This window comes from Streptomyces sp. Root1304 (assembly GCF_001426405.1).
In the GTDB taxonomy this organism is placed as follows: Bacteria; Actinomycetota; Actinomycetes; order Streptomycetales; family Streptomycetaceae; genus Streptomyces.
In genome coordinates this window covers 26,415-53,254 of the sequence record NZ_LMEP01000011.1, presented here as the reverse complement: position 1 = coordinate 53,254, position 26,840 = coordinate 26,415, and the positions used below count along the sequence as shown (strand labels likewise).

The window sequence follows — 26,840 nt, the reverse complement described above, 5'->3', positions numbered from 1 at the left end:
CTCGTGCCGGCCTCCGCGCTCCAGCTGCACCCGCACGCCACGGTCGTGGTGGACGAGGCCGCCGCCTCCAAGCTGAAGCTCGCGGACTACTTCCGCCACACCTTCGCCAACAAGCCCGCCTGGCAGGGCATCTGAACCGCCCGGAACCCCCGGTGACCGCGCCGCGGTCACGGCGAAGGGGCCCGGCACCTGTTCAGGTGCCGGGCCCCTTCGCGTACGCCCGCCGGAGCGGCGGTCAGGCGCAGGTGCCGACGACGGCCTCGGCGGCGGCACGGCCGCAGACCCGGGCCGCGCCGTGGGTGGCGATGTGCAGGGCCCCGCGGGGCTCCGACTCGTTGAGGCCCATCTCGACCACGACCGTGTCGGGGCGGGCCGCGACGAGGCCGTCCAGGGCCGCACCCATCCAGGGGTGGCGGTGGACGTCGCGGACGACCGCCACGATCCGCCGCTCCCCCGCGGCGGCGAGGACGGCGTCCACGGAGGAGTCGGCGTAGGAGCCGGTCTCCGTACCGGGCAGCAGCCGGTCCAGCTCGGCCGCGACGCCCCAGGGCGTCTCGTCGCCCACCGCGAAGTTGGCGACGGGGGTGAAGGAGGCCACGTAGGGAGCGTCGGCCACCGGCGTGTACGGCCGGTCCCCGCGGGTCACCTTGAGGGCCCGGCGGGCGGCGACGAGTCCGATGTCGGCGCCGGGCGCGGTCCCCTCCTGCACTGCCGCGCCCGGCACCGATTCAGCCCCCCTGGCCCGGTGCGCCTGGGTCCAGGACGCCAGGGCGCGCACGCGCGCCGCGGCGTCGGCCAGCCGCTCCTCGGGCAGTTCACCGGTCCGTACCGCGTTCACCAGCGCGTCGCGCAGCTGCAGCACGGTGTCCTCGTCGCACAGCCCGCCGCCGACGCAGATGGCGTCGGCGCCCGCGGCGATGGCGAGGACGGATCCGCGCTCGATGCCGTACGTCGCCGCGACGGCCTGCATCTCCATGCCGTCGGTGACGATCAGGCCCTCGAAGCCCAGCTCCTGGCGCAGCAGACCGGTGAGGATCTGCGGGCTCAGGGTGGCCGGACGGTTCGGGTCGAGCGCGGAGAGCAGGATATGCGCGCTCATGACCGCTTTGGTACCCGCGGCGATGGCGGCGCGGAAAGGTACCAGCTCACGGGCGTGCAGTGTGGCGAGGTCCACATCGATCCGGGGCAGCGCGTCGTGGGAATCCACGTTCGTGTCGCCGTGTCCGGGGAAGTGCTTGGTGCAGGCCGCGACACCGACGCCCTGGAGGCCGTCGACGTACGCCACGGTGTGCCGGGCGACCAGGTCCGGGTCCGGACCGAAGGACCGGACGCCGATGACCGGGTTCTCGGCGTTGGAGTTGACGTCGGCGGACGGCGCCCAGTTGAGGTCGACGCCGCACCGGGCGAGCCGGCGGCCGAGCTCGCGGGCCACGGCCCGGGTGAGCTCGACGTCGTCCACGCTGCCGAGGGCGTAGTTGCCGGGGAACGACGACCCCTGCTTGACCTCCAGGCGGGTGACGTCGCCGCCCTCCTCGTCGATGGCGACGAGGACGTCGTCCCGCTCGGCCCGCAGCTGCGCGGTGAGCGCGGCGAGCTGCTCGGGGGCGACGATGTTCCGGCCGAAGAGACCGACCGAGGACAGTCCCTCGCCGATGCGGCGGAGCAGCCAGTCGGGCGCGGTGGTGCCGACGAAGCCGGGCTGGAGCACCGTGAGCGCGTCACGGGTCAGGGTGTCCGCGCCGTGTACGAGTGTGGTCATGGGGAGCCGTTATCCCTTCACCGCGCCGGCGGTCATGCCGCCGACGGCCTTGCGCTGGAGGAAGAGGAAGACGATGAGGACGGGCAGCGCGAAGAGCGTGGAGGCGGCCATGGTGGCGCCCCAGTCGCTGCCGAACGCGGTCTGGAACTGGGTCAGCCAGAGCGTCAGGGTCTGCGACTCCTTGTCCTTGTTCAGCATGAGGATCATGGCGAACTCGTTCCAGGCGGTGATGAAGCCGAAGAGCGAGGTCGACATCAGGCCGGGGGCGAGGAGCGGGAAGATCACCTTGCGGAAGGCCTGGGCCCGGGTGCAGCCGTCGATCTGGGCGGCCTCCTCCAGCTCGACCGGGACGGCGGCGATGAAGCCGCGCAGGGTCCAGATGGTGAAGGGGAGGACCATCACGAAGTAGATGAGCGTGAGCATCGGGATGCTGTTCAGCATGTCGTTCTCACGGGAGATCATGTACATCGCGATGACCATGACCTCCCAGGGGGCCATCTGCGCCAGCATCACGATGAGGACGATGCCCTTGCGTCCCTTGAACCGCATGCGGGCGATGGCGAAGCTCGCGGCGAGGGCGACCAGGAGGGCCAGGAGTACGGCGCCGATGGTGACCGTGAGGCTGTTGGTGACGTACGTCCAGAACAGGTCGACGCCGGTGGCCGTCGTGTAGTTCTCCAGCGTCGGCGTGAAGACGAAGACGGGGTCCTTCGTCATGATCTCGTGCTGCGGCTTCAGCGAGGACGAGAACATCCAGTAGACGGGGAAGACGAACACCACCGCGAGCACGAGGGCGCTGACGTTCTTGGCGACCGTGCCGACCGTGAGCGGCTTCCTGGTGCGCAGCTTCTGCGGAGTCTGGGTGGTGGTGCTCACAGCTCCTCCTCCTGCTTCAGGATCAGGCGGAAGTAGAAGGACATGACCGCGATGAGCATCACGATCGTCAGGATGGAGATGGCGGCGGCGACACCGTAGTGGAACTGGCCGACGCCTTCGATGTAGGCGAAGACGGGGAGCGTCTCGGAGCCTCGGTCGGGGCCGCCCAGGTTCATCGCGTAGACCTGCGCGAACGCCTTGAAGATCCAGATGATCTCCAGGAACGTGGTGATCATGAAGAAGGACTTCAGGTTCGGGAAGACCACGGCCCAGAAGGTCCGCCAGCCGCTGGCGCCGTCCATCTTGGCCGCCTCGTACAGCTCGGTCCCGACGGTGGTCAGGGCGGCGTACATGTTGAGGGCGACGAACGGGACGGAGCCCCAGACGAGCAGGATGAGGATGATGACGAGGGTGGAGAAGCCGGTCTCGAACCAGTTGTGCTGCTCGTAGCCGGCGAAGCCGAGCGTGCGCATCAGCCAGTTCACGACGCCGAACTGCTCGTCGAAGAGCCAGCGGAAGACCGTGACGGAGGCGACGATCGGCATGGCCCAGGCGAACATCAGGGCCAGCGAGAGGAGCAGTCGCATCTTCTTGCCGAGGCGGTTGAGCAGCAGGCCGATGCCGGTGCCGATCGCCATGATGAGGACGACGTTGACGGCGGTGAAGACGATGCTCCGGACGACGACGGTCCAGAAGTCCGGGTCGGCGAGCAGGTCCTTGTAGTTGTCGAAGCCGATCCAGACCGACTCGCGGGTGATGAATTCCTTCCGGTTGATCTGCTGGAAGGAGAGGATCACATTGCGGATCAGCGGGTAGAGCAGCAGCACCGCCATGGACAACAGGGCCGGCGCGACGAGCAGGTACGGCAGCAGCCCGCCGGGCAGGGAGCGTCTGCCGCGCGGACGCTGAAGGACTTCCTTCGGGCCGGAAGGGGGTGGCGGAGTCTGAGACTTCCCTGCCGCCCTCCCGGGCGCGTCCTGGGGACCGGCGGTCGCCGTCCCCTGGGAGTCCACGGTCATGGTCTATTTCCTCGCGGTTCTGGGGCTCCCGCGCCCACCGGGGCACGGCCCGGGGGAGCGGGCCGCTGATCACTGCTTTTCAGCAAAGCGCCGGTGGTGCGGCCGGTGCGTCACCGGCCGCACCACCGGGCTACGGATTACTGCTGGTTGATGCGCTCGTTGATGACCTTGTCGGCCGCCTCGGCGGCCTTCTTGGCGTCCTCACCCTTCAGGACCTTGGTCATGTAGTCCTTGATCGGGTTCGGGGCGGTCTCGACGTTCGCCCAGCCCGGGGTGACCGGGGTGACCTTGCCGGAGGCGGAGGAGAGGGCCATGGCCTCGGCGAAGGAGCCGGCGGCGGGCTTGAACTGCGCGGCGTCCGTGTTCGGGAGCAGCGCACCCTCCGTGGCGGCGGCGTACTTCGTCATGAAGTCCTTGCCGGCGGCGAGGGCCAGCCACTCCTTCGCGAGGTCCTTGTTCTTGGAGCGCTCGGCGATGGCGAGGTTCGAGCCGCCGAGGAAGACGGAGCCCGGCTTGTCGGCGGTCTTGCCCGGGATCGGGAAGTAGCCGAAGTCGGCGGTCTTGCCGGCCTTCTTCATGGCGTCGATCGCGCCGCCGGCCTCCCAGCCGAGACCGATCCAGGAGGAGACGCCACCCTTCGGGACGACGTCGGTCGACTGCTGCGGGGTCGCCTCGTCCTTGTCCTTCGGAGCGGTGGAGTAGGACGCCAGCTCCTTGTAGAAGTTCATGGCGTTGACGGCCTCGGGGGAGGACAGGTTGCCCTTCCACTTGTCGCCGTCCTTGACCGCGAGGTCGCTGCCCTCGTCCCAGATGAGACCGGCGAGGACGTACCAGCTCTGACCCGGCAGGTAGATCGCCTGCGACTTCGGGTCGGACGCCTTGAGCTTCTTCAGACCGTCGATCCACTCGGCGCGGGTCTTCGGCGGGGTGACACCGGCCTTCTTGAAGGCGGCCTTGTCGTAGACGACGACGCGGTTGGCGGCGTACCACGGAGCGGAGTACAGCTTGCCGTCCAGCTCGTTGGAGGCGACCATGCCCTTGTTCCAGGCGTCGTAGCCCAGCGTGGCCTTGTCACCGCTCAGGTCGGCGAGGCCGCCCGTGACGGCGTAGCCGGCCGTCTGCGTGTTGCCGAGCTCCAGAACGTCCGGCGGGGTGTCCTCGGAGAGAGCGGTGGTGACCTTCTCCTGGATGCCGTTCCAGATCTGCTTCTCGACCTTGACCTTGACGCCCGGGTGCTTGGCCTCGAAGGCCTTGTTCACCTCGGCCATCCAGGTGTCCGGAGCGGAACCGTCCATGACCCAGACGGTCAGGGTCTTGTCGCCCCCGGCCGTCGCCTTGGCGCCGTCCTTGCCCGTGTCGCTGTCGGAACCACATGCAGCGATAGAGACCATCATGCCCGCGACGCCGATCGCCGCGATGAGCTTGCGCTTCACGCCACCCTCCTCAGGGATGCCTGCAACCCCTGCCCACCGCGCGAAGACATACGTCAGGTAGTGCTCGTGGGGCTGGGACCTGGTCTTTAATGGTTTAGACCAGTACCCGGAGCTTGGCCTAGACCTTTAGGGGTGTCAAGGGTGTATAAGAAGGGCAGTCGCGTCCGTTATCGGACCGACACCTGAGGGAGGGCGACGACCCGTGACCGGTCCGTGCCACCATGTGAGCCGCGACAGACGGAGGAGCCGGTGACGGCAGCAGCACAGGAGTCGGGAAGGCAGGCCATGGCCACGGACGCGGGCAGCACGGAGACGGAAGGTGGGGCACCCACCCGTACCGCGCGCGTGCCCAAGTACTACCGACTGAAGCGGCATTTGCTCGACATGACGGAGACCCTGCCGCCCGGCACGCCGGTCCCGCCCGAGCGCACGCTCGCCGCCGAGTTCGACACCTCGCGCACCACCGTGCGCCAGGCCCTGCAGGAGCTGGTCGTCGAGGGCCGCCTGGAGCGCATCCAGGGCAAGGGCACGTTCGTGGCCAAGCCCAAGGTCTCCCAGGCCCTGCAACTCACCTCCTACACGGAGGACATGCGTGCCCAGGGCCTCGAACCCACCTCGCAGCTTCTCGACATCGGGTACGTCACGGCCGACGACACCCTCGCCGGGCTGCTCGACATCACGGCCGGCGGCCGGGTGCTCCGCATCGAGCGCCTGCGCCTCGCGAGCGGTGAGCCGATGGCGATCGAGACCACCCACCTGTCGGCGAAGCGCTTCCCCGCGCTGCGCCGCTCGCTCGTGAAGTACACCTCGTTGTACACGGCGCTCGCCGAGGTGTACGACGTGCACCTCGCCGAGGCCGAGGAGACCATCGAGACCTCCCTGGCCACCCCGCGCGAGGCCGGGCTGCTCGGCACGGATGTCGGCCTGCCGATGCTGATGCTCTCCCGCCACTCCGTGGACGCCCAGGGCGAGCCGGTGGAGTGGGTGCGGTCGGTCTACCGGGGCGACCGGTACAAGTTCGTGGCGCGCCTGAAGCGCCCCAACGGCTGAGCCGTCCCCTCCCCCACGCCGWACGCACCCCGCGGGCCGGACCGGGTGATTCCGGGCCGTACGGGAGATGACGGGCGCCCGGCACCTTCCGCCTGGCAGGAACGTGACGCCCCCCGGGTACGCCCAGGTCAGCGGCGCGCGGCGGGCGGGCGTACCGACTGGCTCCAAACGGCCACGCGGTTGGCGCCAGCCGGAATCCGGTGACAGGGCCCCTCGGCCGGGCCAGTCTTGGACCTGTCGAAGCCGCCCGGCAGAGCCCGGGAGCGGCGCCGGGAGACCTCCCCCGACAGCCTCGATCCGCATCGCCAGGAAGGCAGTTCCGCCATGCTCAGCGCCGCCCGTTTCGCCCCGTTCGCCCGCATTCAGGTCCGTCCCGTCCTCGCCCTGCTCGTCCCCGCCACCGCCGCGCTCGCCGTCGTCCTCGCCGCCCAGCCGGCGCCCGCCGCCACGAGCGTCACCGCGCAGGACGTGACGGTGACGACGCCGGCCACCGACAGCGACAACGGGTTCTCCTGGGGCTGATCGTCATCTACCTCATCGGCGTCTCGATGAGGGCACCGGACGACGAACCCGCACCGGACACCGACCCCCCACCGGCCCCGTCCGCCGCCGAACTCGTCGAGACGCTGCACCGCCTCGCCCGTCCGCAGGACCGCTTCGAGTCCGCACGGGCACTGGTCCTCGACCGGTCGGTCCGCCTCGCCCTGTACGTCGGCGGCCCCGACGAGATCGAGGCCGTGGGCCACGCGCTGCTGCTCTGCCGGCTCCTCCTCGGCCAGTCCCCCGCACTCTCCCGCCACCGCATCGCGGACTTCCGGCGGCTGTGAAGCCCCACTGCCCCCGCCCCGCGCAGCCCCGCCGCCGCTCCACGAGGGCCCGATCCGGCACACAGGCCCAGGCCCCCACCGCCCCATGAGCCCCGCGGCGAGCCCCCACCTCACGGAACCCAAGGAACCCCCATGCCCAGGGCCCGGCCCAGCGTGTCCGTCATCATCCCCAACTACAACTACGAGAAGACCCTCCACGCCTGTCTGACCTCGGTCTTCGCCCAGACCCACGCCCCGCTCGACGTCATCGTCGTCGACGACGCCAGCACGGACCGGTCCCGGGACGTCGCCCGCGGGTTCGACGTCGTCCTGATCGCCAACCCCCACAACCGCGGGGTGTCCGCCGCCCGGAACATGGGGGCCGCCGCCGCCCGCGGCGAGGTCCTCTTCTTCCTCGACTCCGACACCGCCCTCCACCCCGAGGCCCTCGCCCACGCCGTCGACCTGCTCGGGGACGACCCCGGCCTCGGCTGCGTCCACGGGGTGCTCGACCCCGAGCCGCTCTTCGACGACGGGCCGGTGGAGCGCTACCACGCCCTGCACGCCCACTTCTGGCGCCGCCGCGCCGTCGGCGAGGTCCGCACCGCCTTCTTCGCCCTCGGCGCGATCCGCAAGGACGTCTTCGAGGCGACCGGCCCCTTCGACGAGAACCTCCGCGACTCGGAGGACGTCGAGTACAGCGGCCGGCTCGTCCGGACCCACCGCATCCGGATGACCGAGGCGATCCGCGGCCGGCACGACGACGTCGACCGGCTCGGGGCGATGCTCTCGGAGCAGTACCGGCGCTCCCAGCTGCTGATCGCCGCGCTCGGGCAGCTGCGGGAGGGCGGTCTCACCGCCAACCGACCGCTCGGCGTCCTCGCGGCCGCGCTCACCCTGCCCACGCTGGCGCTCGGCCTGCTCACCCCCTGGCTGCTGCTGGTCCCCGCGCTGTGCGCGCTGCTCTTCGCCTGCGCCGATCCGGGGCTCAGCCGGTTCGCGCTGCGGGCCCGGGGCCCCGGGTTCCTCCTGTACTTCACCGCCGTCCACTTCGTGCTCCACCAGGCGATCGTGCTCGGCGCGGCCCGGGGCGCCGTGCGCTGGCTGACGGAGCCGGACTTCGGGCCCAGCGTGCGCCGCCGCCCGGCGCCCGCCGCCACCCCCACGACCTCCGCATGACCTTCCGTACGACCACGACCCTCCCCACAGGAGTACGTCCATGGCCACGCCCACGCTCACCGGCCGAGAGGCACCGGCGGTCCGCCCGCCGGCCTCCCGTCCCCCCAGTCGTCTCGCCGACCTCACCGCCCTCGTCCGGCCCCACCAGTGGACGAAGAACCTGGTCGTCGTCCCCCTCGGACTGCTCGGCGCGCCCCGGCTCGACGGTGCCGCGTTCGGCGGCGCCCTGGCCGCGATCGGTGTCTTCACCCTCGCCTCCGCGCTGATCTACCTGGTCAACGACCTCGGTGACCGGGACCGCGACCGGCGGCACCCGGAGAAGCGGCACCGGCCGATCGCCGCCGGCCGGATCGGGGTGGCGACCGCCGTCTCCTTCGCCGCCGCGCTCGCCGCGCTCCTCGCGGCCACGGTCGGTCTGACGGTCCTCACCGGCACGGCCGCGCTCGTGGACTGGTGGCCGGTCGCCGCGTACGTCGCACTCAACGCCGCGTACAGCAAGGGCCTCAAGCACGTGCCCCTGCTCGATGTGTTCATCGTCGCCCTCGGCTTCGTCCTGCGGCTCGCGCAGGGCTGCCTGGCCTCGGGGAACCCGGTGCCGAGCTGGCTCGCCCTCTGCGTCTTCTCGCTCTGTCTGCTGCTGATCCTCGGCAAGCGGCGCCACGAGATGGCGGTCGGCGGAGTGCTGCACCGGCCCGCGCTGCGCGGCTACACCCTCGGCTTCCTCGACCAGCTGCTCGCCTTCACGGCGGTGCTCACGGCGGTCAGCTACGTCCTGCACGTGCAGGGCAGCCCGGCGTTCGGCCCGCACGGTCCGCTGGTCGCGGTGCTCACCGCGCCGTTCGCGCTGTTCGGACTCGCCCGCTACCTCCAGCTGCTGGTGGTCGACTCGGGTGGCGGCAACCCCTCGCGCGCCCTCTTCAGCGACCGGATGACCGTCTCCAACGCCGTCCTGTGGTCGGCGCTGCTCGCCGGCGCGTGGCCGCTCAGCCACCTCGGATCATGACGCTCACCACCGCCGCGGCCGCGGAGACGGCGCCCGCGGAGGAGGCGGCCTCAGCCGCCACCCCGCCGAAACCCGGTCTCCTCCGCCGCGCCCTGCCCGTCCTCTTCCCCGTCGCCGTCGTCACCGGCATCGCCGTCGCCCTGTACGGCCGGGCCGGCGAGCTCGCCGCGCTCGTCCTGCGGCCCGACTCCGTGCCGTACCTCCTCGTGGCTCTCGCCGCGAACGCCCTCGCCGTCCTCTTCTCGATGGCCACCTGGCGGACCCTCCTCGCCGACCTGGGTCCGGGGGTGCCGGGCCGGACGGCCACCCGGATCTACTTCACCTCCTACCTCGGCAAGTACGTGCCGGGCGCCGTCTGGGGCGTACTCGCCCAGCTGCGGATGGGCGGAGCGGCGGGAGTCCCCGCGCCGGTCGTGCTCGCCGTGTTCCTGCTCAACCTGATCGTGGCCGTCCTCACCGGTCTCGCCGTCGGCCCGCTCGCCGCGCCGTGGACGATCGGCGCCGAGGCCTGGTGGCTGCTGCTGCCGGGCGCGGTCACCCTCGCCTTCGCCGTACGGCCCGGGCTGCTCCACCGCCTGGCCTCCGCCGCCGCCCGGCTGGCCCGGCGGCCCGCCCCGGGGACCCGGGCGAGCGACCGGGGCATGCGGCGGGCCATGGCCTCCGCCACCGCCTCCTGGGCGGTGGGCGGACTGCACCTGTGGGCGCTGGCCGTGATGCTCGGCGCCCCGCCGCTGACCGCCCTGCCGGTCTGCGTGGGCGGCTTCGCCCTGGCCACCGCCGCCGCCAGCCTCGTGGTGGTGCTGCCGGACGGCTGGGGCGCCCGCGAGGCCCTGCTGCTGCTCGCCCTGACCGCCGTACTGCCCTGGCAGGAGGCGACCGCCGTCGCCGTCGCCAGCCGGGTGGTGTGCACGCTCAGCGAGGTCCTCGTCGGCGGCGCCGCCCTCCTCCTGACCCTTCCCCGCCGCTCCCCCACCGACCCGAAGGAACGGACATGACCGCCCTCTACAGCGTCGACGACTGCGAGTCGCTGACGACCAAGCAGGTCCACGGCCTCTACAAGGACCACGTCAACAAGAGCCAGGTCTCCCTGATGACCTCCTTCGGCTTCGGCCAGGAGCTCGTCGAGAGCGCCGAGGGCGTCTGGATCACCCAGCGCGACGGCCGCCGCGTGCTCGACTTCACCGGGGGCGTCGGGGTCCTCAACCACGGCCACAACCACCCCCGGATCCTCGCCGCCCGGCAGCGCTTCCAGGAGCGCAGGAGCATGGAGGTCCACAAGACCTACTTCTCGCCGTACGTCGCGGCCCTCGGCCACAACCTGGCGGAGCTGCTGCCCGGCGACCTGAACATGTCGTTCTTCCCCAACTCCGGTGCGGAGGCGGTCGAGGGCGCGGTCAAGCTGGCGTACAAGTTCCACGGCGGCCGGCGCTCCCGGGTGCTGCGGGCCGACATCTCCTTCCACGGCAAGCTGCTCGGCTCGGGCAGTCTGACCGGCCAGAACCAGTCCGGTTTCCAGTTCCCGGGCATCCCCGGCGTGGGGATCTTCCGGTACGGGGACCTCGACTCGGTCCGGAAGCTGGTCGCCGAACTCCGTACCGCCAAGGGCGAGTCGGACGTGTACGCGATCCTCATCGAGCCGCTGTCGGCGTCCACGATGAACGAGTGCTCGGAGGAGTTCCTGCGCGGACTGCGGGAGCTGTGCACCGCCGAGGACATCGTGCTGCTCTTCGACGAGATCTACACCGGCTGGGGCAAGACCGGCACCCTCTTCCACTTCATGCGGTACGAGGGCCTGGTCCCCGACATCCTCACCACCTCGAAGTCCTTCGGCGGCGGCAAGTCCTCCATCTCCGCCTTCGTCGCCCGCGAGCCGGTCTTCCGCAAGGCCTACGACAACCTCACGGACGCCCTGCTCCAGTCGACGTCGACCACCTACTACGGCTTCGGCGAGGAGGCGGTCACCGCGATCGAGGCGGTCAACGTGGCCGTGGAGGACGACTATCCGGCCCGCGCCCGGGACATCGAGCGGATCCTCGCCCCCGGTCTGGAGCGGATCGCGAAGGAGTACCCGGACGTGGTGGCGGAGGTGCGCGGCCACGGCGCCCTCCACGGGGTCTTCCTGCACAAGGGCCCCAAGATCCTTGAGCTGGTCACGAAGCTGGTGCCGGGCGCGATGACGAAGGACCCGCGCTTCCGCACCAAGCTCATCACCTCGTCGGTGGTCAACGCGCTGTACCGGGACCACGGCATCTACACGTACTACACGCTCAACGGCGACAACCCGCTGATGGTCGCCCCCTCGCTGGTCGCCGAACCCCACGAGGTCGAGTTCTTCCTGGACGCCCTCGACAAGACCCTCGCCCAGGGTCTGCCCCGTCTGCTCACCCGTTTCGTCAAGGAGAAGGTGTCGTCGCTGTGGTAGAGCGCATTGTGGTGACCGGCGGTGCCGGCATGCTCGGTTCGACGCTGATCGACCGGCTGCTCGACGAGGGCCGGCAGGTGCACTGCGTGGACCTGCGGGCCCCGCGCACCGAGCACGCGAACCTGACGCACACCGTCTCCGACGTCCGGGACGCGGTCGTGATGAAGCGGGCGACGGCCGACGCGGACGTGGTGGTGCACTGCGCCGCCGCCCTGCCGAGCTACCCGGCCGACATGATCCGCTCGGTGATCGTCGGCGGTACGGAGGCGGTCCTGACGGCCGCCGAGGCGAACGCCGTGCCCCGGGTCGTGCACATCTCCTCGACCGCCGTGTACGGGCTGCCGAAGGTGGTGCCGACGCCGGAGGAGTACCCGCGCGAGCCGGTCGACACGTACAGCGCCGCGAAGGCGGAGGCCGAGGAGGTCGCCGAGCACTTCCGCGGCCGCGGGATGTGCGTACCGGTCCTGCGGCCCAAGACCTTCCTCGGGCCGGGCCGGATGGGGCTGTTCGCGATGCTCTTCGAGTGGGCCGAGGAGGGCCGGAACTTCCCGGTCCTGGGCCGGGGCGACGTCCGCATCCAGATGTTCGACGTGGCCGACCTGGTCGACGCGGTCGTGACCGCGATGCACGCGCCGGCCGAGCGCGCCGACGACACCTTCAACCTCGGCGCGACCGAGTTCGGCACGATACGCGAGGACTTCCAGGCCGTCCTGGACGCGGCCGGCCACGGCAAGAAGGTCCGCTCGCTGCCCGCGAAGCCGGCCCTGGCCGCGCTCAGCCTGCTCCAGCGCTCCGGGCTCTCCCCGGTCTACGGGCGCCTGCTCCACAAGCTCCTCGACGACAGCTTCGTCTCCACCGACAAGGCGCGGGAGGTCCTCGGCTTCCGGCCGCGGTACTCCAACCGGGACGCGATCCTGCGCACCTACGCCTGGTGGCGGGAGCAGCGGCGCACCGCGCCCCCGGCGGGCGCCCGCCCCGCGAGGAAGAGCGAGGGCGTCACCAGTGTCGAACCGTGGCGGCAGGGGGCCCTCTCCCTCGCCAAGGTCCTTTTCTAGGAGAACCGATCATGACCCTTCCCCTGGTCTCCGTCATCGTCCCCAACTACAACTACGGCCGGTCGATCGGCCTGTGCGTCGAGGCCGCGCTGAACCAGACGTACCCGAACATCGAGGTCGTCGTCGTCGACGACTGCTCCACCGACGACTCCGCGGCCGTCGCCGCGGCGGCCGGCGCCCGGGTGGTCTCCACCGGCGTCAACAGCGGGGTCGCCGTCGCCCGCAACCTCGGCGCGGAACTGTCCTCGGGCGAGATCCTGGTCTTCCTCGACTCGGACGTGGCCATGCACCCCGACGCCGTCGCGAAGTCGGTCGAACTCCTCGGCTCCGGCCGGGGGTACGGGGCGATCTGCGGCACCTACGAACCGGAACCGCTGATCCGGGACAGCCTGATCGAGGAGTACCGCTCGCTCCAGCAGTACTACCTGCTGCTGAGGTCCGAGGGGGTCATCGACACCGTCCACACGGCGATCCTGGCGATCCCCCGGCACGTCTTCGACGAGGTGGGGCCGTTCAACCCGATCCTGCGGCACACCGAGGACCAGGACTACGGCCGGCGCATCTCCGAGCGGTACACGGTGCTCAGCTCCCTGGAGGTGCTCGGCCGGCACGACCACGACGACACCGTGCGGATCGTCCTCCGCAAGGTCTTCGCCCGGGCCCGGCTCGCCGTGCCGCTGATCCTGAGCCGGCGCGCGCTCCAGGGCGGCTTCGTCACCGGGCCGCGCGCCGGGGCCAGCCTGGCCGCGCCCCTGACGGTCGCCGCGCTCGCCGCGCCGCTGCTGTGGGGGGCCGCGTGGGCGCTGCTGCCGCTCGCCCTGTTCGTGCTGGGCGTCTGGGGCGACCTGGACATGTACCGGGTGGTGCGGCAGCACCGGGGGCGGCTGTTCCTCGGGTACTTCGTGGCCGTCAACTTCCTGGTGAACCTGACGGTGTTCGTGGCGATCGGGGCCGCCGGAGTGCAGTGGCTGTGCTCGAAGCGGTTCCGGCACCTGTACGACCCGCAGCCGCGCCCCGACCTCGCGCGGGCGGGCGCCGGAGCCGGCGCCCCGGTGGCCTCCCGTGGCTGACACGCTCGCGCCGGTGGCCGCCCCCGAAGCCCCGGCCCGGCCCCGCCGCCGCCGGAACCGGCTGGTCCTCGGGGCGGCCCTGGCCTGGCTGGTGCTGCTGCTCGTGGAGTGGGCGGCGGACGGCCGGATCTGGCTCGGGCATCTGACGGGCATCGTCCCGCCTGCCGTGTTCGCGCTGGTCCCGCTGCTGCTCGCGGCCCTCGCCCCGCTCGCCGGGGGCGCGGCCCGGTGGCGGACCCTGGCCGCCGCCGCGCTGGCCCTGCTGATGGGCTTCGGGCAGTCGGGGTTCGACCCGGCGGCGCTGTGGCGGGCGGAGCCGAGGCCCGGCCCGGAGGCGGTACGGGTCTTCGCCTGGAACACCAACTCGTGGAACCAGCTCCTCGGCACCCAGGACCACTTCTACGCCTTCCTGAAGGGGAAGGACGCGGACGTCTACCTGCTGCACGAGTACCAGCACGTGACCGCCGACCGTAAGAACAGGCTGCGGATCGACGACCAGGCGCGGCTGCGCCGGGAGTTCCCCGGCTACCAGGTCGCGGTCCGGGGCGAGCTGGTGACCCTCTCCCGCTTCCCGATCCTGCGGCAGCCGGCCGTGGGCCCGGCCGCCGGGCGGCGGTCGGGGACGGACTGGCAGGCGGAGTACCGGGACAACAAGGTGCTGCGGACGGACGTGCTGGTCCGGGGCCGGGTGGTGTCCTTCTACAACGTGCACATGCCGGTCTGGAACAGCATGCCGGACGGTCTTCTGTCGGCCGCCTTCTACCGGCACATGCGGGAGCGGTTCGCCCCGCGCAGGGCCCAGTACGCCGGTCTTGAGGCCGACCTCGCGGCCAACCGCAACCCGGTGGTGGTGGCGGGCGACTTCAACGCGACGGCCGCGATGTCGGATCTGGACCCGATCCGGGAGCGCCTCGACGACGCGGCGGGGGTGAGCACCGACCCGTACCCCACGAGCTGGGAGGAGGGCGGCTGGAAGCCCTTCTGGCGGACCGACTGGGCGTTCACCGGGAACGGGGCGAAGGCCGAGCGGTACGAGTTCGGCGAGCCGGAGAAGCTGTCCGACCACGCGGTGCAGGACCTGTGGGTGTCGCTGCCGGGGAGTGGATGAGCGCGATGGTCCTGTCCTGCGCCGCCGGCTGGGCGGTGTTCCTCGCCCTGCACCTCGCGCTGAACGGCCGCTGGTGGCCGTGGCTCGCGGTCTCCCTGCTGCCGCCGGTGGCCTTCGCCGTCGTCCCGCTGGCGCTGCTCGCCGCCGGACTCGCCACCGGCGGCCGGCTCGCGGCGGCGCTCGCGGCGGGCTGTCTGCTCCTGGCCTGGCCGCAGAACGGGATCAACCTGCGGGCCCTCGCGAGGCGGCCGGAGGTCCCGGGCGGCCTGCGGCTGGTGTCCTGGAACACCCAGCACTGGAACCAGGGCGGCGACCCCGACCGCTTCTACGCCTTCCTGCGCGGCCTCGACGCCGACGTGTACGTCCTCCAGGAGTACCTGAACGGCTACGAGGGCGGCGAGGTCTGGGACATCGACGACGAGGAGCGGCTGCGCGCCGCCTTCCCCGGCCACCACCTGGCCGTCGGCAACCAGTCCGTGACGCTGTCCCGGTTCCCGCCCGCCGGTCCGCCGGTGCCGGTCGGCGCCTGTTCGCTCCGGGTCGACCTGCGGGTCGGCGACGGCGTCCTGTCCACGTACAACGTGCACATCCCGGTCCAGCTGACCGTGACGAACCCGCTGCGTCCGGCCTTCCTCCGGGACATGCGGCGCCGGGCCGCCGCCCGCGACCGGGAGTACACGGCGCTCGTCGAGGACCTGCGGGACAACCCCCACCCGGTGCTGGTGACCGGGGACTTCAACACCAGCGCGGCCATCGGGGACATCCGCCGGATGCCCGGGTCGCTGCGCGACGCGATCGGCGCCTGCCGCTCGCTCTGCCCGGCCAGCTGGAACGCCCGCGCCCGGCTGCGGCTGTGGCGGATCGACTGGGCGTTCACGGGCGGCGGCGCCCGGGTCGGCCGGTACCGCTTCCGTGCGGCGGAGGGGCTTTCGGACCACCTGGTGCAGGAACTGACCGTCGCCGTATGAACCGTTCGAGAGAGAGGGAAGAGACCATGGAGTACACGCACCTGGGCGGCCCCGACGGCCCCCGTGTGTCCACGCTGTGCCTGGGCACGCTGCCGTTCGGCACCCGGATCGACGAGGCCGCCGCCTTCGCCGTCCTGGACCGCTTCCGCGAGGCCGGCGGCACCTTCATCGACACCGCGAACACGTACGCCTTCTGGGAGCCGGGCGCGACCGGCGCGGAGAGCGAGCTGCTGATCGGCCGCTGGCTGCGCAGCCGGGGCGTACGGGACGAGATGGTGCTCGCCACCAAGGTCGGGGCGCTGCCGGACCCGCCGGGCTCGGCCTGGCCGGAGTGCGCCGAGGGGCTGTCGGGCCCGGTGCTGCGCCGCCAGGTGGAGGAGAGCCTGCGGAACCTGGGCACGGACCGGATCGATCTCTACTACGCGCACATCGACGACCGGGCGACGCCGGTCGCGGAGACCATGGGCGCCTTCGGGGAGCTGGAGGACGCGGGGAAGATCGGCCGGGCCGGCTGCTCCAACTTCGCGGCCTGGCGGATCGAGGAGTCGCGGGGCGCGGCGGTCGCCGCCGGGGTGCCGGACTACGCGGCGGTGCAGCAGCGGTACACGTACCTGCGGCCGCGCCCCGGGGCGGAGTTCGGCGTGAACCCGCACGCGTCGGAGGAGCTGCTCGACTATCTGGGGACGCGGCCGGAGCTGACGTTCACGGCGTACACGACCCAGCTGACGGGGGCGTACACCGATCCGGTCAAGGAGGTGCCGGAGCAGTACCGGCACGAGGGTTCGCAGCGGCGGCTGAAGGTGCTCGCGGAGGTCGCGGCGGAGCTGGGGGTGACCGCGAACCAGGTGGTCCTGGCCTGGGCGCTGGGCGGGGAGCTGCCCGTCCTGCCGGTGATCGGGGCGAGTTCGACGGCGCAGCTGGACGAGACGCTCGGCGCGGTGGGGCTGCGGCTCGACGCGGAGCTGAGGAAGCGGCTCGACGATGTGGACTGAGCGGGTGCGGACCGCCGTGCTGCGGCACCGGGTGGCGGTCGGGACGGTGTGGCTGCTGGTCCTGGTCCTGGGCGGGGCGGCGGTGGTTCTCGGTCTCGGCCGGCTCGACCAGTCGTTCACCGCCTCGGGGGGTCCCGGCCACCGCGCGAACCAGGCGGTCCAGGAGCGGTACGGGAACGGGGCCGCGGTCGCCCCGCTGGTCGCCGTCGCCACCTGGCCGGAGGCGGCGGACCTACGGGCCTCCGGCGCGGCGGCGCGGTTCGCGGCGGCCGTCGAGCGGGCGGCGGGTCCGGGCGCGCGGACCGTCTCGTACGCGGACACGGGCGACGGTGGCTTTCTCGGTGCCGACGGCCGGACGGTGTACGCGCTGGTCTATCCGGCGGCCGGGAAGCCCGATCTGGCGGGGCTCACGGCCGTCGAGGACGCGGCGGTCGCGCTGCGCGCGGGGCTGCGGTCGGCGCTGCCGGAGGCCCGGGCCGAGGTGACGGGCGTGCTGCCGCTCCAGCACGACAGCGCGCCGGCGGGGCCGGGGGCGGTGGCCCTCGGGGCGAAGGCGGCCTGTGCGCTCGGGCTGCTCCTGCTGCTGTTCCTGGCGTTCCGCTCGCCGCTCGGGGTGCTCGCCCCGCTGCTGCTGGCGGGGGTGACGTCGGTGGGGGCGCTGCTCCTGGTGGAGGCGGTGGCGGGGTTCACCGAGATCAGCTTCACCGTGGTGTACCTGGTGCCGGTGACGGCGCTGGTGTGCGCGGTGCACCGCTGGGCCCAGCCGCCGGGGCCGGCCTCCCGGTCCGTGGTGGCGGCCGGTGCGGCGGGCGCGGCGGCCTGCGCGGTCCTGGCGCTCTTCCCGGCGGCGTTCCTGCGGTCGGCGGGGGTCGCGGGGCTCGCGGTGTGGGCGGTGGGCACGGCGGCGGCGCTGACCCTGGTACCGGTGCTCCGGTCGGTGGCGCCGGGCCGCCTCCGGGGCGGCGCTCCGGCCGGAGGTGCGGCGGCGCCCGGCGGTCTCCCGGCCGGCGTTCGCGCCGGAGGTGCGGCGCGGGGGCCGCTCGCGACGGCCGGTCTGGTGCTGCTCGTCCTGCTCGCCGGTGCGGCCACCCAGCTGCGGGTGGGCAATCCGGAGGCGCACGCCCTGGTGGCGAGCGGTCCGGCCCGTGACGGTCTGGACCGGCTCGTGGCGGCCGGGGTGCCGTCGGGGGTGCTGAACCCGCTGGAGGTCCTGGTGCCCGAGGGCGGGGACGCGGCGGCGGTCGCGGCGCGGGCGGCCCGGGTGCCAGGGGTGCTGCTCGCGGCGGCGCCGCCGTCCGACGCGTGGCACCGCGCCGGTTCGGCGCTGGTCGTGGTCGTCCCGGAGGCGGAGCCGATGACGGCGGCGGGCGCGGCGACGGTGACGGCCCTGAGGACGGCGCTCGGGGACTCGGGCGGGGGCACGGGCAGGGATGCGGGCGGGGATACGCGCGGGGAAGCCCCGCGGCCTCCCGTCCTCGTCGGGGGTTCCGGCGTCGTCGACCGTGATCTCGTCGACGGGGTGTACGGGCTCCTCCCCTACGCCGTCCCGGCGGCGGCCCTGGCCGCGTTCGGCGCGCTCCTGGCGTTCGTGGCGGCGGGCGCGGCCCTGCGTGCCGTGCTCGGCGCGCTGCTCGCCGCCGTGGCCCCGGCAGGCGCGCTCACCCTGCTGTGGCAGTGGGGGCCCGCGGACACGGGCGCGGTGACGGGCTGGGTCCCGCTGGTCGTGGGGGTCTTCGCCTTCTGTGTGTCGCTCGACCGCGCGGTGGCCTCGGCGGCGGGCGGCCCCGGCCGGGCCGGGCCGGTGGCGGCGGGTGCGGGCGCGCTCGCGGTGCTGGCCGTCGGCATCGGTCCGCAGGTCGAACTGGCGCTGCTGGTCTCGGGGTTCGCGGCGGCGGCGCTGCTGGACGCGTGGGCGGGCCGACGGAGCCCCGTACCGGCGCCCCGGCGAAGTCCCGTACACCGGAGTTCACTTCGATTGGTCTAGACCTAGACAGGTCCTCCCGCTTAGCATCGACGACCGCGATCACGAATGCGACCGGTCGTGCGACGGAACGTGACGAGGGGGAGATACCGGATGCTGGAGGCGCTCGGCATAAAGGAGTCGACGGAGACCGTCTACCGCCTGCTCCTGGAGCGGCCCGAGTACGACGTGACGGAGATGTCGGCCCATCTCGGCCGTCCCGAACCCGAGGTCCGCGAGGCGCTCGCCTGTCTCGCGGACCTCAAGCTCGTCCTCATGGACGACTCCTCCGGTGAGGTCGAACCCTTCAACCCGGACGTCGGCTTCTCCTTCCTGCTCTCCCGCGCCGAGGCCGAGCTGAGCAAGCGCAAACGCCAGGTCGAGCAGGCGGGCCGGGCCGTCGCCGGCATCCTCGCCTCGTACGCGGACTGCCCCGAACCGGGCGTCCGGCACGACCTCGTGGACCGCATCACCGGCCTCGACCAGGTCCGCGAACGCCTGGAGGACCTCGCCGCGAACGCCCGCACCGAGTGCCTCTCGCTGCTCCCCGGCGGCGCCCAGCTGCCCGACACCATGGACGCCAGCCAGCCGCTCGACCAACTCGCCCTGGAACGCGGCGTGAAGATCCGGTCGATCTACCAGGAGAGCTTCCGCAACGACCCCCCGACCGTCGAGTACGTGCGCTGGTACTGCGACCTCGGCGGCGCGGCCAGGACCGTGCCCGTGGTCCCGATGCTCATGGTGATCGTGGACCGCGAGGCCGCGCTCGTCCCGGTCGACCCCGAGGACGGCCGCGCGGGCGCCCTCGAAGTCCGCAGCCCCGGCCTGGTCCACGCGCTCGTGGTGCTCTTCGACCGGCTGTGGGACGCCGGCACCCCCTTCGGCGAGGCCCCGCGCCGCGACGAGCACGACCTCTCCCCGCAGGAACGGGAGTTGCTGATGCTCCTCGGTATCGGCTGCACCGACGACATCGCCGCCCGACGCCTCGGGGTCTCCCTGCGGACCGTGCGCCGGATGAGCTCGGAACTGATGAACCGGCTCGGCGCGCGCAGCCGTTTCGAGGCGGGTGTGCGGGCCGCCAAGGAAGGCTGGCTCTGAGGCCGGAGCCGATGATGAATCACTTCCGTTATGCGGACAGGGGTTCCGTGGAGCGGGAACCGTCCCCTAGATTTCCCCAGCATTACCGAGGTGATCAGCGAGGGGACGGAATCGCCATGCCGGACACACCAGACGCGCCAGAAGCGACACAAGGGAGACAACCCACCATCACCCCCATGAGGGTGGTGATCGCACTCTGCCTGATCGCACCGATCGTGGCGATGCTCTGGGTGGGCTCCTACGCCAAGACCGAGCCGCTCTTCATCGGCATCCCGTTCTTCTACTGGTACCAGATGCTCTGGGTGCTCATCTCGACCGCGCTCACCATGATCGCTTACAAGCTGTGGCAGCTGGACCAGCGTGCCCGCAAGGGAGGTGACGCGCGATGAAGGACGGCGTGAACGGCGTGGCGCTCGGCGTCTTCGTCTTCTTCTTCGTGGCCGTCACGGTCATGGGCTTCCTGGCCGCGCGCTGGCGCAGGGCCGACAACGAGCAGAGCCTCGACGAATGGGGCCTGGGCGGACGGTCGTTCGGCACCTGGGTCACCTGGTTCCTGCTGGGCGGCGACCTCTACACCGCGTACACCTTCGTCGCCGTCCCCGCGGCCATCTACGCGGCGGGCGCGGCCGGCTTCTTCGCCGTGCCGTACACGATCCTGGTCTACCCGCTGATCTTCACCTTCCTGCCGCGTCTGTGGTCGGTCTCGCACAAGCACGGGTACGTCACCACCTCGGACTTCGTCCGCGGCCGCTTCGGCTCCAAGGGCCTGTCGCTGGCGGTCGCCGTCACCGGCATCCTCGCCACCATGCCGTACATCGCGCTCCAGCTGGTCGGCATCCAGGCCGTCCTGGACGTGATGGGCGTCGGCGGCGGCGAGAACACCCACTGGTTCGTCAAGGACCTGCCGCTGCTGCTCGCGTTCGGCGTGCTCGCGGCGTACACGTACTCCTCGGGCCTGCGCGCCCCGGCGCTCATCGCCTTCGTCAAGGACACCCTGATCTACATCGTCATCGCGGTGGCGATCATCTACATCCCGATCAAGCTGGGCGGCTTCGACGAGATCTTCGCCAAGGCGGGCGAGGCGTACGCGCAGACCAACCCGGCGACCGGCAAGCCGCGCGGCTCGCTCGTCCCGGGCGAGGCCGGCCAGTGGACGTACGCGACGCTGGCGCTCGGCTCGGCGCTCGCGCTGTTCATGTACCCGCACTCGATCACGGCGACGCTGTCGTCGAAGAGCCGCGAGGTCATCCGCCGCAACACCACGATCCTGCCGCTGTACTCGCTGATGCTGGGTCTGCTCGCGCTGCTCGGCTTCATGGCCATCGCCGCCGGGATCAAGGTGAAGAACGGCCAGCTCGCGATCCCGCAGCTGTTCGAGACGATGTTCCCGGACTGGTTCGCGGGCGTCGCCTTCGCCGCGATCGGCATCGGCGCGCTCGTCCCGGCCGCGATCATGTCGATCGCCGCGGCCAACCTCTTCACCCGCAACATCTACAAGGACTTCATCAAACCGGACGCCACCCCGGCCCAGGAGACCAAGGTCTCCAAGCTGGTCTCCCTCCTGGTGAAGGTCGGCGCGCTGGTCTTCGTCCTCACCATGGACAAGACGGTCGCGATCAACTTCCAGCTGCTCGGCGGCATCTGGATCCTGCAGACCTTCCCGGCCCTGGTCGGCGGCCTGTTCACCCGCTGGTTCCACCGCTGGGCGCTGCTCGCCGGCTGGGCCGTCGGCATGGTCTACGGCACGGTCGCCGCGTACGGCGTCGCCAGCCCGACCCAGAAGCACTTCGGCGGCTCCTCCGCGGAGATCCCGGGCATCGGCGAGATCGGCTACATCGGCCTCACCGCCTTCGTCCTGAACGTGGTCGTCACGGTCGTCCTCACCTTCGTCCTCAAGGCCGTCAAGGCCCCCGAGGGCGTCGACGAGACCTCCCCCTCGGACTACACGGCGGACCGCGGCGACGCGGGCGTCAAGGACCTCCCGCCGGTCGGCGCCGGGGCGCACTGACCCACGCACGCACGTGAAGGGGCCCGGGAAGATCCCGGGCCCCTTTCCGTGTGCCCCCCGAGGCACACTGACCGTCATGGACTTCACGATCAGGGCGGTACGGCCCGAGGAGTACGAGGAGCTCGGTGACCTCACCGGGCTGACCTATCTGAACGACGGACTGCTGCTGCACGGGGAGGACGACTTCTACCTCGACGTGCTCCGCGACACCGCCAGGCGGGCGCGCGAGAGCGAGGTGCTCGTCGCCGCCGACACGGAGGACGGGATCATCGGCGGGGTGACCTTCGCCCTCGGGGGCACCACCTGGGCGGACATCGCGGTCCCCGGCGAGGCCGAGTTCCGGATGCTGGTGGTCGCTCCCGCGGCCCGCGGCAGGGGTGTCGGCGAGGCCCTCGTCCGCGCCTGTGTGGACCGGGCGCGGGCGCTGCCGGAGTGCGCGCGGATCGTGCTCTCCACGGACGCGAAGATGGTCTCGGCGCACCGGATCTACGAGCGGATGGGCTTCGTCCGCACCCCCGAGCGGGACTGGGAGCCGATCCCCGACCACCGTCTGCGGACCTACGCCCTGGAGTTCTGAGCCCGGGACCGACACAACATGTGGGGGGTGCCACGAGCGGCGCCCCCCACATGTATGCTCGTCCTCGCTGTCGACGCAGGGGAATCCGGCGCGAATCCGGAACTGTCCCGCAACGGTGTGCTTCATGCGGATTCGACTGATCCGTACGACGTGAGTCCGAGGACCTGACGACAGCGCGCCCGGTCCGTCCGTTCCGGGTGCCACAGACGTCCGGGCCTCGCGGAGTGGGCCGGTGGACGCGGCGCACCCGCGCGTACGGGTGCCCGCCTGCCCGCCTTCCCCCGCCGCGGCCCCGAGCCGAGCGAGGGAGAGCCCCCACGTGACCATCGCGCCCGCCGATCCGGCGACCGCCGAGGCTTCCGCGGTCGAGAGCGACGGCCCCGGGACCGTGCTGCTGCGGACCCTGACCGACCTCACCGCCGATCTCCCCGACACCGACCCCGGCAAGGTCGCCGCCGCCGCGCTCCGCGGCCGCAGCGCCGTCGCGGACGAGGCGGAGCTGCGCGAACTGGCCACCGAGGCGGCCGCGGGCCTGATCGCCGAGGACCCGGCGTACTCCCGGCTCGCCGCCCGGCTCCTGACGATCACGATCGCCGACGAGGCGGCCGGCCAGGGCGCCGTCGCCTTCTCCGCCTCCGTGGCCGTCGGTCACCGCGAGGGCCTGATCGCCGACCGCACCGCCGACTTCGTCGCGCTGCACGCGGACCGGCTCGACGCGACGATCGACCCGGCCGGCGACGACCGCTTCGGCTACTTCGGTCTGCGCACCCTCTACTCGCGCTACCTGCTGCGTCACCCGATCACCCGCAAGGTGATCGAGACCCCGCAGCACTTCATGCTCCGCGTCGCCTGCGGTCTCGCCGAGGACGACTCGGTCCGCGCGCTGGACGAGGTCGGCGCGCTGTACGGCCTGATGAGCCGCCTGGACTACCTGCCGTCCTCCCCCACGCTCTTCAACTCCGGCACCCGCCACCCGCAGATGTCCTCCTGCTACCTGCTGGACTCCCCGCAGGACGAGCTGGACTCCATCTACGACCGCTACCACCAGGTCGCGCGGCTCTCGAAGCACGCGGGCGGCATCGGCCTCTCGTACTCCCGCATCCGGGCCCGCGGTTCGCTGATCCGCGGCACCAACGGGCACTCCAACGGCATCGTGCCGTTCCTGAAGACCCTCGACGCCTCCGTCGCCGCCGTGAACCAGGGCGGCCGCCGCAAGGGCGCCGCCGCGGTCTACCTGGAGACCTGGCACGCGGACATCGAGGAGTTCCTGGAGCTCCGCGACAACACCGGCGAGGACCAGCGCCGTACGCACAACCTGAACCTGGCGCACTGGATCCCGGACGAGTTCATGCGCCGGGTCAACTCCGACGGCGAGTGGTCGCTGTTCTCCCCGGCGGACGTGCCCGAGCTGGTCGACCTGTACGGCGCGGAGTTCGACGCCGCCTACCACAAGGCCGAGGCGGCGGGCCTGGCCCGCAAGACGATGCCGGCCCGCGACCTGTACGGCCGGATGATGCGGACCCTGGCCCAGACCGGCAACGGCTGGATGACCTTCAAGGACGCCTCGAACCGGACGGCCAACCAGACCGCCGAGCCCGGCACCGTCGTCCACTCCTCGAACCTCTGCACCGAGATCATCGAGGTCACGAACGACGGCGAGACGGCCGTCTGCAACCTCGGCTCGGTCAACCTGGGCTCGTTCGTGGCCGGTTCGGACATCGACTGGGAGCGCCTGGACGAGACCGTCCGGACCGCCGTCACCTTCCTCGACCGCGTCGTCGACATCAACTTCTACCCGACCGAGCAGGCGGGCCGCTCCAACGCCCGCTGGCGCCCGGTCGGCCTGGGCGCCATGGGCCTCCAGGACGTCTTCTTCCAGCTGAAGCTGCCGTTCGACTCCGCCGAGGCGCGCGCGCTGTCGACGAAGATCTCCGAGCGGATCATGCTGGCGGCGTACGAGGCCTCCGCCGACCTCGCCGAGCGCAGCGGCCCGCTCCCCGCCTGGGACAAGACCCGCACCGCCCGCGGCGTCCTGCACCCCGACCACTACGACGTGGAGCTCAACTGGCCGGAGCGCTGGGCCGCGCTGCGCGAGCGGATCGCGGCGGTCGGCATGCGCAACAGCCTCCTCCTGGCCATCGCGCCGACGGCGACCATCGCCTCGATCGCGGGCGTCTACGAGTGCATCGAGCCGCAGGTCTCCAACCTGTTCAAGCGCGAGACGCTGTCCGGCGAGTTCCTCCAGGTCAACTCGTACCTGGTCGACGAGCTGAAGAAGCTCGGCGTGTGGGACGCGCAGACCCGTGAGGCGCTGCGCGAGTCCAACGGCTCGGTGGCCGGCTTCACCTGGGTCCCGGCCGAGGTCCGCGAGCTGTACCGGACGGCCTGGGAGATCCCGCAGCGCGGTCTGATCGACATGGCTGCCGCCCGTACGCCGTTCCTGGACCAGTCGCAGTCGCTGAACCTGTTCCTGGAGACGCCGACGATCGGCAAGCTGTCGTCGATGTACGCGTACGCCTGGAAGCAGGGCCTGAAGACGACGTACTACCTGCGCTCCCGCCCGGCGACCCGGATCGCCCGCGCCGCGCAGGCGTCGGCGCCGGCCGCCGTCCCGATCCCCGTCCAGCAGGCGGCCTCCGACGCGGACGCCCTCGCCTGCTCCCTGGAAAACCCCGAGTCCTGCGAGGCCTGCCAGTAATGAGCTCCCACGACAAGAACCTGCTGGACCCGGGCTTCGAGTTGACCCTCCGTCCGATGCGCTACCCGGACTTCTACGAGCGCTACCGCGACGCCATCAAGAACACCTGGACCGTGGAGGAGGTCGACCTCCACTCGGACGTCGCCGACCTCGCCAAGCTGACGCCGGCCGAGCAGCACATGATCGGCCGTCTGGTCGCGTTCTTCGCGACGGGCGACTCGATCGTCTCCAACAACCTGGTGCTGACGCTCTACAAGCACATCAACTCCCCGGAGGCGCGGCTGTACCTGAGCCGTCAGCTCTTCGAGGAGGCGGTGCACGTCCAGTTCTATCTGACGCTGCTGGACACCTACCTGCCCGACCCGCACGACCGCGCGGCCGCGTTCGACGCGGTCGAGGAGATCCCCTCCATCCGCGAGAAGGCGCAGTTCTGCTTCCGCTGGATGGACTCGGTCGAGAAGATCGACCGCCTGGAGACGGCCGCCGACCGCCGCCGCTTCCTGCTGAACCTGATCTGCTTCGCCGCGTGCATCGAGGGCCTGTTCTTCTACGGCGCCTTCGCGTACGTCTACTGGTTCCGGTCCCGCGGGCTGCTGCACGGCCTGGCCACCGGCACCAACTGGGTGTTCCGTGACGAGACGATGCACATGAACTTCGCCTTCGAGGTCGTGGACACCGTCCGCAAGGAGGAGCCGGAGCTCTTCGACGACGCCCTCCAGCAGCAGGTCACCGACATGCTGAAGGAGGCCGTCGAGGCGGAGCTGCAGTTCGGCCGCGACCTGTGCGGCGACGGCCTGCCCGGCATGAACACCGAGTCGATGCGCGAGTACCTCCAGTGCGTCGCCGACCAGCGGCTCGTTCGCCTCGGCTTCCCGCCGGTCTTCGGCTCCGAGAACCCGTTCGCGTTCATGGAGCTCCAGGGCGTCCAGGAACTGACCAACTTCTTCGAGCGCCGCCCGTCCGCCTACCAGGTGGCGGTCGAGGGCTCGGTGGACCTCGACGAGGACTTCTAGCCGGTACGCGAAAGGGCCCCGCTCCTCACCGGGAGCGGGGCCCTTTCGCGTGCGCCGGATCAGGCGTTCGGCACCGTCTCGTAGCGCGGGGTGCCCTCTTCCATCTGGCGCAGGGCGTCCTTGCGGTCGCGCTTCGACAGCTTGTCGATGTACAGGAAGCCGTACAGGTGGTCCGTCTCGTGCTGGAGGCAGCGGGCGAAGTAGCCGGTGCCGCGGACCTTGACCGGGTTGCCCTGGGCGTCCTGGCCGTGGACCTCGGCGTAGTCGGGGCGGGCCAGCTCGGCGTAGGCGGTCGGCACCGACAGGCAGCCCTCGTTGGACTCGTCGAGGACGCGCAGCTCGGCCGGGAGCTCCTGGAGGACCGGGTTGATCACGACACCGGTGTGGCGGACGCCCTCGTCGTCGGGGCAGTCGTAGACGAAGACCTTGAGGTCCACGCCGATCTGGTTCGCGGCCAGGCCCACGCCCTCGGCGGCCTTCTGGCTGGCGAACATGTCGTCGATCAGCTGCGCCAGCTCGTCGTCGAACGCGGTGACGTCCTTGCACTCCCGGTGAAGCACGGGGTTGCCGACGACCGTGATCGGGCGGGCCGTGCCGCGCTCGCGGTGGGCGAGCTCGCGCGCCTCGCAGTCCTCCGTGTCCACGACGAAGCCGTCGTTGATCTGCGTCTGCTCGTCCGTCTCCTGCTGCGCCATGTCCGGCCGCGCCCTTCTGAAAACCCGATTCCGTCGAGGGACAGCCTACGG

At 71.6% G+C, this 26,840-nt stretch carries 24 protein-coding genes, 1 pseudogene and 1 riboswitch; of the genes and pseudogenes, 20 read left to right on the top strand and 5 right to left on the bottom strand.

What is annotated here, in order from left to right:
- Positions 1–135, top strand: a pseudogene (locus ASD33_RS34115) (glucosamine-6-phosphate deaminase); the annotation flags it as partial.
- Positions 136–235: 100 nt separating this feature from the next.
- Here ASD33_RS34115 and ASD33_RS12960 read toward each other — a convergent pair.
- The 4 genes from ASD33_RS12960 to ASD33_RS12945 all read right to left on the bottom strand — a co-directional run bounded on the left by ASD33_RS12960 (position 236) and on the right by ASD33_RS12945 (position 5,087).
- Positions 236–1,759, bottom strand: coding sequence for a glycoside hydrolase family 3 protein (locus ASD33_RS12960; protein WP_056558083.1), 1,524 nt, complete (start codon positions 1,757–1,759; stop codon positions 236–238).
- A gap of 9 nt (positions 1,760–1,768) precedes the next feature.
- On the bottom strand, positions 1,769–2,605 hold the full coding sequence (locus ASD33_RS12955; protein WP_056558088.1) for a carbohydrate ABC transporter permease: 837 nt from the start codon (positions 2,603–2,605) through the stop codon (positions 1,769–1,771).
- A 26-nt stretch (positions 2,606–2,631) separates the two neighbouring features.
- Complete coding sequence (locus tag ASD33_RS12950) at positions 2,632–3,654, bottom strand: sugar ABC transporter permease (RefSeq protein ID WP_079044743.1); 1,023 nt, start codon at positions 3,652–3,654, stop codon at positions 2,632–2,634.
- A 137-nt stretch (positions 3,655–3,791) separates the two neighbouring features.
- Positions 3,792–5,087 (bottom strand): extracellular solute-binding protein, encoded by a 1,296-nt coding sequence (locus tag ASD33_RS12945; RefSeq protein WP_056558082.1) that lies wholly within the window; start codon positions 5,085–5,087, stop codon positions 3,792–3,794.
- Between the two features lie 285 nt (positions 5,088–5,372).
- On the opposite strand from ASD33_RS12945, the gene ASD33_RS12940 reads away from it, so the two are divergent.
- The 19 genes from ASD33_RS12940 to ASD33_RS12850 all read left to right on the top strand — a co-directional run bounded on the left by ASD33_RS12940 (position 5,373) and on the right by ASD33_RS12850 (position 26,094).
- A complete protein-coding gene (locus ASD33_RS12940) occupies positions 5,373–6,137 on the top strand; it encodes a GntR family transcriptional regulator (RefSeq protein ID WP_056558080.1) in 765 nt (254 codons plus the stop codon).
- A gap of 324 nt (positions 6,138–6,461) precedes the next feature.
- Positions 6,462–6,659 carry a hypothetical protein gene (locus tag ASD33_RS12935; RefSeq protein WP_056558077.1) on the top strand — a complete coding sequence of 66 codons (198 nt, stop codon included), beginning with the start codon at positions 6,462–6,464 and terminating at the stop codon, positions 6,657–6,659.
- Positions 6,660–6,685: 26 nt separating this feature from the next.
- Positions 6,686–6,964 carry a hypothetical protein gene (locus ASD33_RS12930; protein WP_056558075.1) on the top strand — a complete coding sequence of 93 codons (279 nt, stop codon included), beginning with the start codon at positions 6,686–6,688 and terminating at the stop codon, positions 6,962–6,964.
- Positions 6,965–7,096: 132 nt separating this feature from the next.
- Entirely contained in the window at positions 7,097–8,122 is a 1,026-nt protein-coding gene (locus tag ASD33_RS12925) for a glycosyltransferase family A protein (RefSeq protein WP_056558073.1), read from the top strand.
- Positions 8,123–8,162: 40 nt separating this feature from the next.
- Positions 8,163–9,125 carry a UbiA prenyltransferase family protein gene (locus ASD33_RS12920; protein WP_056558071.1) on the top strand — a complete coding sequence of 321 codons (963 nt, stop codon included), beginning with the start codon at positions 8,163–8,165 and terminating at the stop codon, positions 9,123–9,125.
- Complete coding sequence (locus tag ASD33_RS12915; RefSeq protein WP_056558069.1) at positions 9,122–10,120, top strand: lysylphosphatidylglycerol synthase domain-containing protein; 999 nt, start codon at positions 9,122–9,124, stop codon at positions 10,118–10,120. The genes ASD33_RS12920 and ASD33_RS12915 overlap by 4 nt, the downstream gene beginning before the upstream one ends.
- Positions 10,117–11,547, top strand: coding sequence for an aspartate aminotransferase family protein (locus ASD33_RS12910; RefSeq protein WP_056558067.1), 1,431 nt, complete (start codon positions 10,117–10,119; stop codon positions 11,545–11,547). Before ASD33_RS12915 ends, ASD33_RS12910 begins: the two co-directional genes overlap by 4 nt.
- Positions 11,541–12,602 (top strand): NAD-dependent epimerase/dehydratase family protein, encoded by a 1,062-nt coding sequence (locus tag ASD33_RS12905; protein WP_079044742.1) that lies wholly within the window; start codon positions 11,541–11,543, stop codon positions 12,600–12,602. The genes ASD33_RS12910 and ASD33_RS12905 overlap by 7 nt, the downstream gene beginning before the upstream one ends.
- An 11-nt stretch (positions 12,603–12,613) precedes the next feature.
- Positions 12,614–13,672 carry a glycosyltransferase family A protein gene (locus tag ASD33_RS12900; RefSeq protein ID WP_056558065.1) on the top strand — a complete coding sequence of 353 codons (1,059 nt, stop codon included), beginning with the start codon at positions 12,614–12,616 and terminating at the stop codon, positions 13,670–13,672.
- Entirely contained in the window at positions 13,665–14,780 is a 1,116-nt protein-coding gene (locus ASD33_RS12895) for an endonuclease/exonuclease/phosphatase family protein (RefSeq protein ID WP_056558063.1), read from the top strand. Before ASD33_RS12900 ends, ASD33_RS12895 begins: the two co-directional genes overlap by 8 nt.
- Positions 14,777–15,748 carry an endonuclease/exonuclease/phosphatase family protein gene (locus ASD33_RS12890; protein ID WP_157870039.1) on the top strand — a complete coding sequence of 324 codons (972 nt, stop codon included), beginning with the start codon at positions 14,777–14,779 and terminating at the stop codon, positions 15,746–15,748. Before ASD33_RS12895 ends, ASD33_RS12890 begins: the two co-directional genes overlap by 4 nt.
- Positions 15,749–15,774: 26 nt before the next feature.
- A complete protein-coding gene (locus ASD33_RS12885; protein ID WP_056558061.1) occupies positions 15,775–16,740 on the top strand; it encodes an aldo/keto reductase in 966 nt (321 codons plus the stop codon).
- Positions 16,730–18,724 (top strand): hypothetical protein, encoded by a 1,995-nt coding sequence (locus ASD33_RS36790; RefSeq protein WP_157870038.1) that lies wholly within the window; start codon positions 16,730–16,732, stop codon positions 18,722–18,724. The genes ASD33_RS12885 and ASD33_RS36790 overlap by 11 nt, the downstream gene beginning before the upstream one ends.
- A 90-nt stretch (positions 18,725–18,814) precedes the next feature.
- Positions 18,815–19,798, top strand: coding sequence for a LuxR C-terminal-related transcriptional regulator (locus ASD33_RS12875; protein ID WP_056558059.1), 984 nt, complete (start codon positions 18,815–18,817; stop codon positions 19,796–19,798).
- Positions 19,799–19,974: 176 nt separating this feature from the next.
- Complete coding sequence (locus ASD33_RS12870; protein ID WP_056558058.1) at positions 19,975–20,187, top strand: DUF3311 domain-containing protein; 213 nt, start codon at positions 19,975–19,977, stop codon at positions 20,185–20,187.
- Positions 20,184–21,806: a sodium:solute symporter family protein gene (locus tag ASD33_RS12865; protein ID WP_056558057.1), complete on the top strand. Its 1,623-nt coding sequence runs from the start codon at positions 20,184–20,186 to the stop codon at positions 21,804–21,806. The genes ASD33_RS12870 and ASD33_RS12865 overlap by 4 nt, the downstream gene beginning before the upstream one ends.
- A gap of 76 nt (positions 21,807–21,882) precedes the next feature.
- Positions 21,883–22,383, top strand: coding sequence for a GNAT family N-acetyltransferase (locus tag ASD33_RS12860; protein ID WP_056558056.1), 501 nt, complete (start codon positions 21,883–21,885; stop codon positions 22,381–22,383).
- A 42-nt stretch (positions 22,384–22,425) separates the two neighbouring features.
- A riboswitch (cobalamin riboswitch) is annotated at positions 22,426–22,570 on the top strand.
- Between the two features lie 132 nt (positions 22,571–22,702).
- Positions 22,703–25,081 (top strand): ribonucleoside-diphosphate reductase subunit alpha, encoded by a 2,379-nt coding sequence (locus ASD33_RS12855; protein ID WP_056558053.1) that lies wholly within the window; start codon positions 22,703–22,705, stop codon positions 25,079–25,081.
- The gene (locus ASD33_RS12850) at positions 25,081–26,094 is read left to right on the top strand and encodes a ribonucleotide-diphosphate reductase subunit beta (RefSeq protein ID WP_056558051.1); all 1,014 of its coding nucleotides are present in this window, start codon (positions 25,081–25,083) and stop codon (positions 26,092–26,094) included. The genes ASD33_RS12855 and ASD33_RS12850 overlap by 1 nt, the downstream gene beginning before the upstream one ends.
- 59 nt (positions 26,095–26,153) lie before the next feature.
- Here the strand turns inward: ASD33_RS12850 and def are convergent, their stop codons facing one another.
- Positions 26,154–26,789 carry a peptide deformylase gene (def, locus tag ASD33_RS12845; protein WP_056558049.1) on the bottom strand — a complete coding sequence of 212 codons (636 nt, stop codon included), beginning with the start codon at positions 26,787–26,789 and terminating at the stop codon, positions 26,154–26,156.
- Positions 26,790–26,840: the final 51 nt, after the last annotated feature.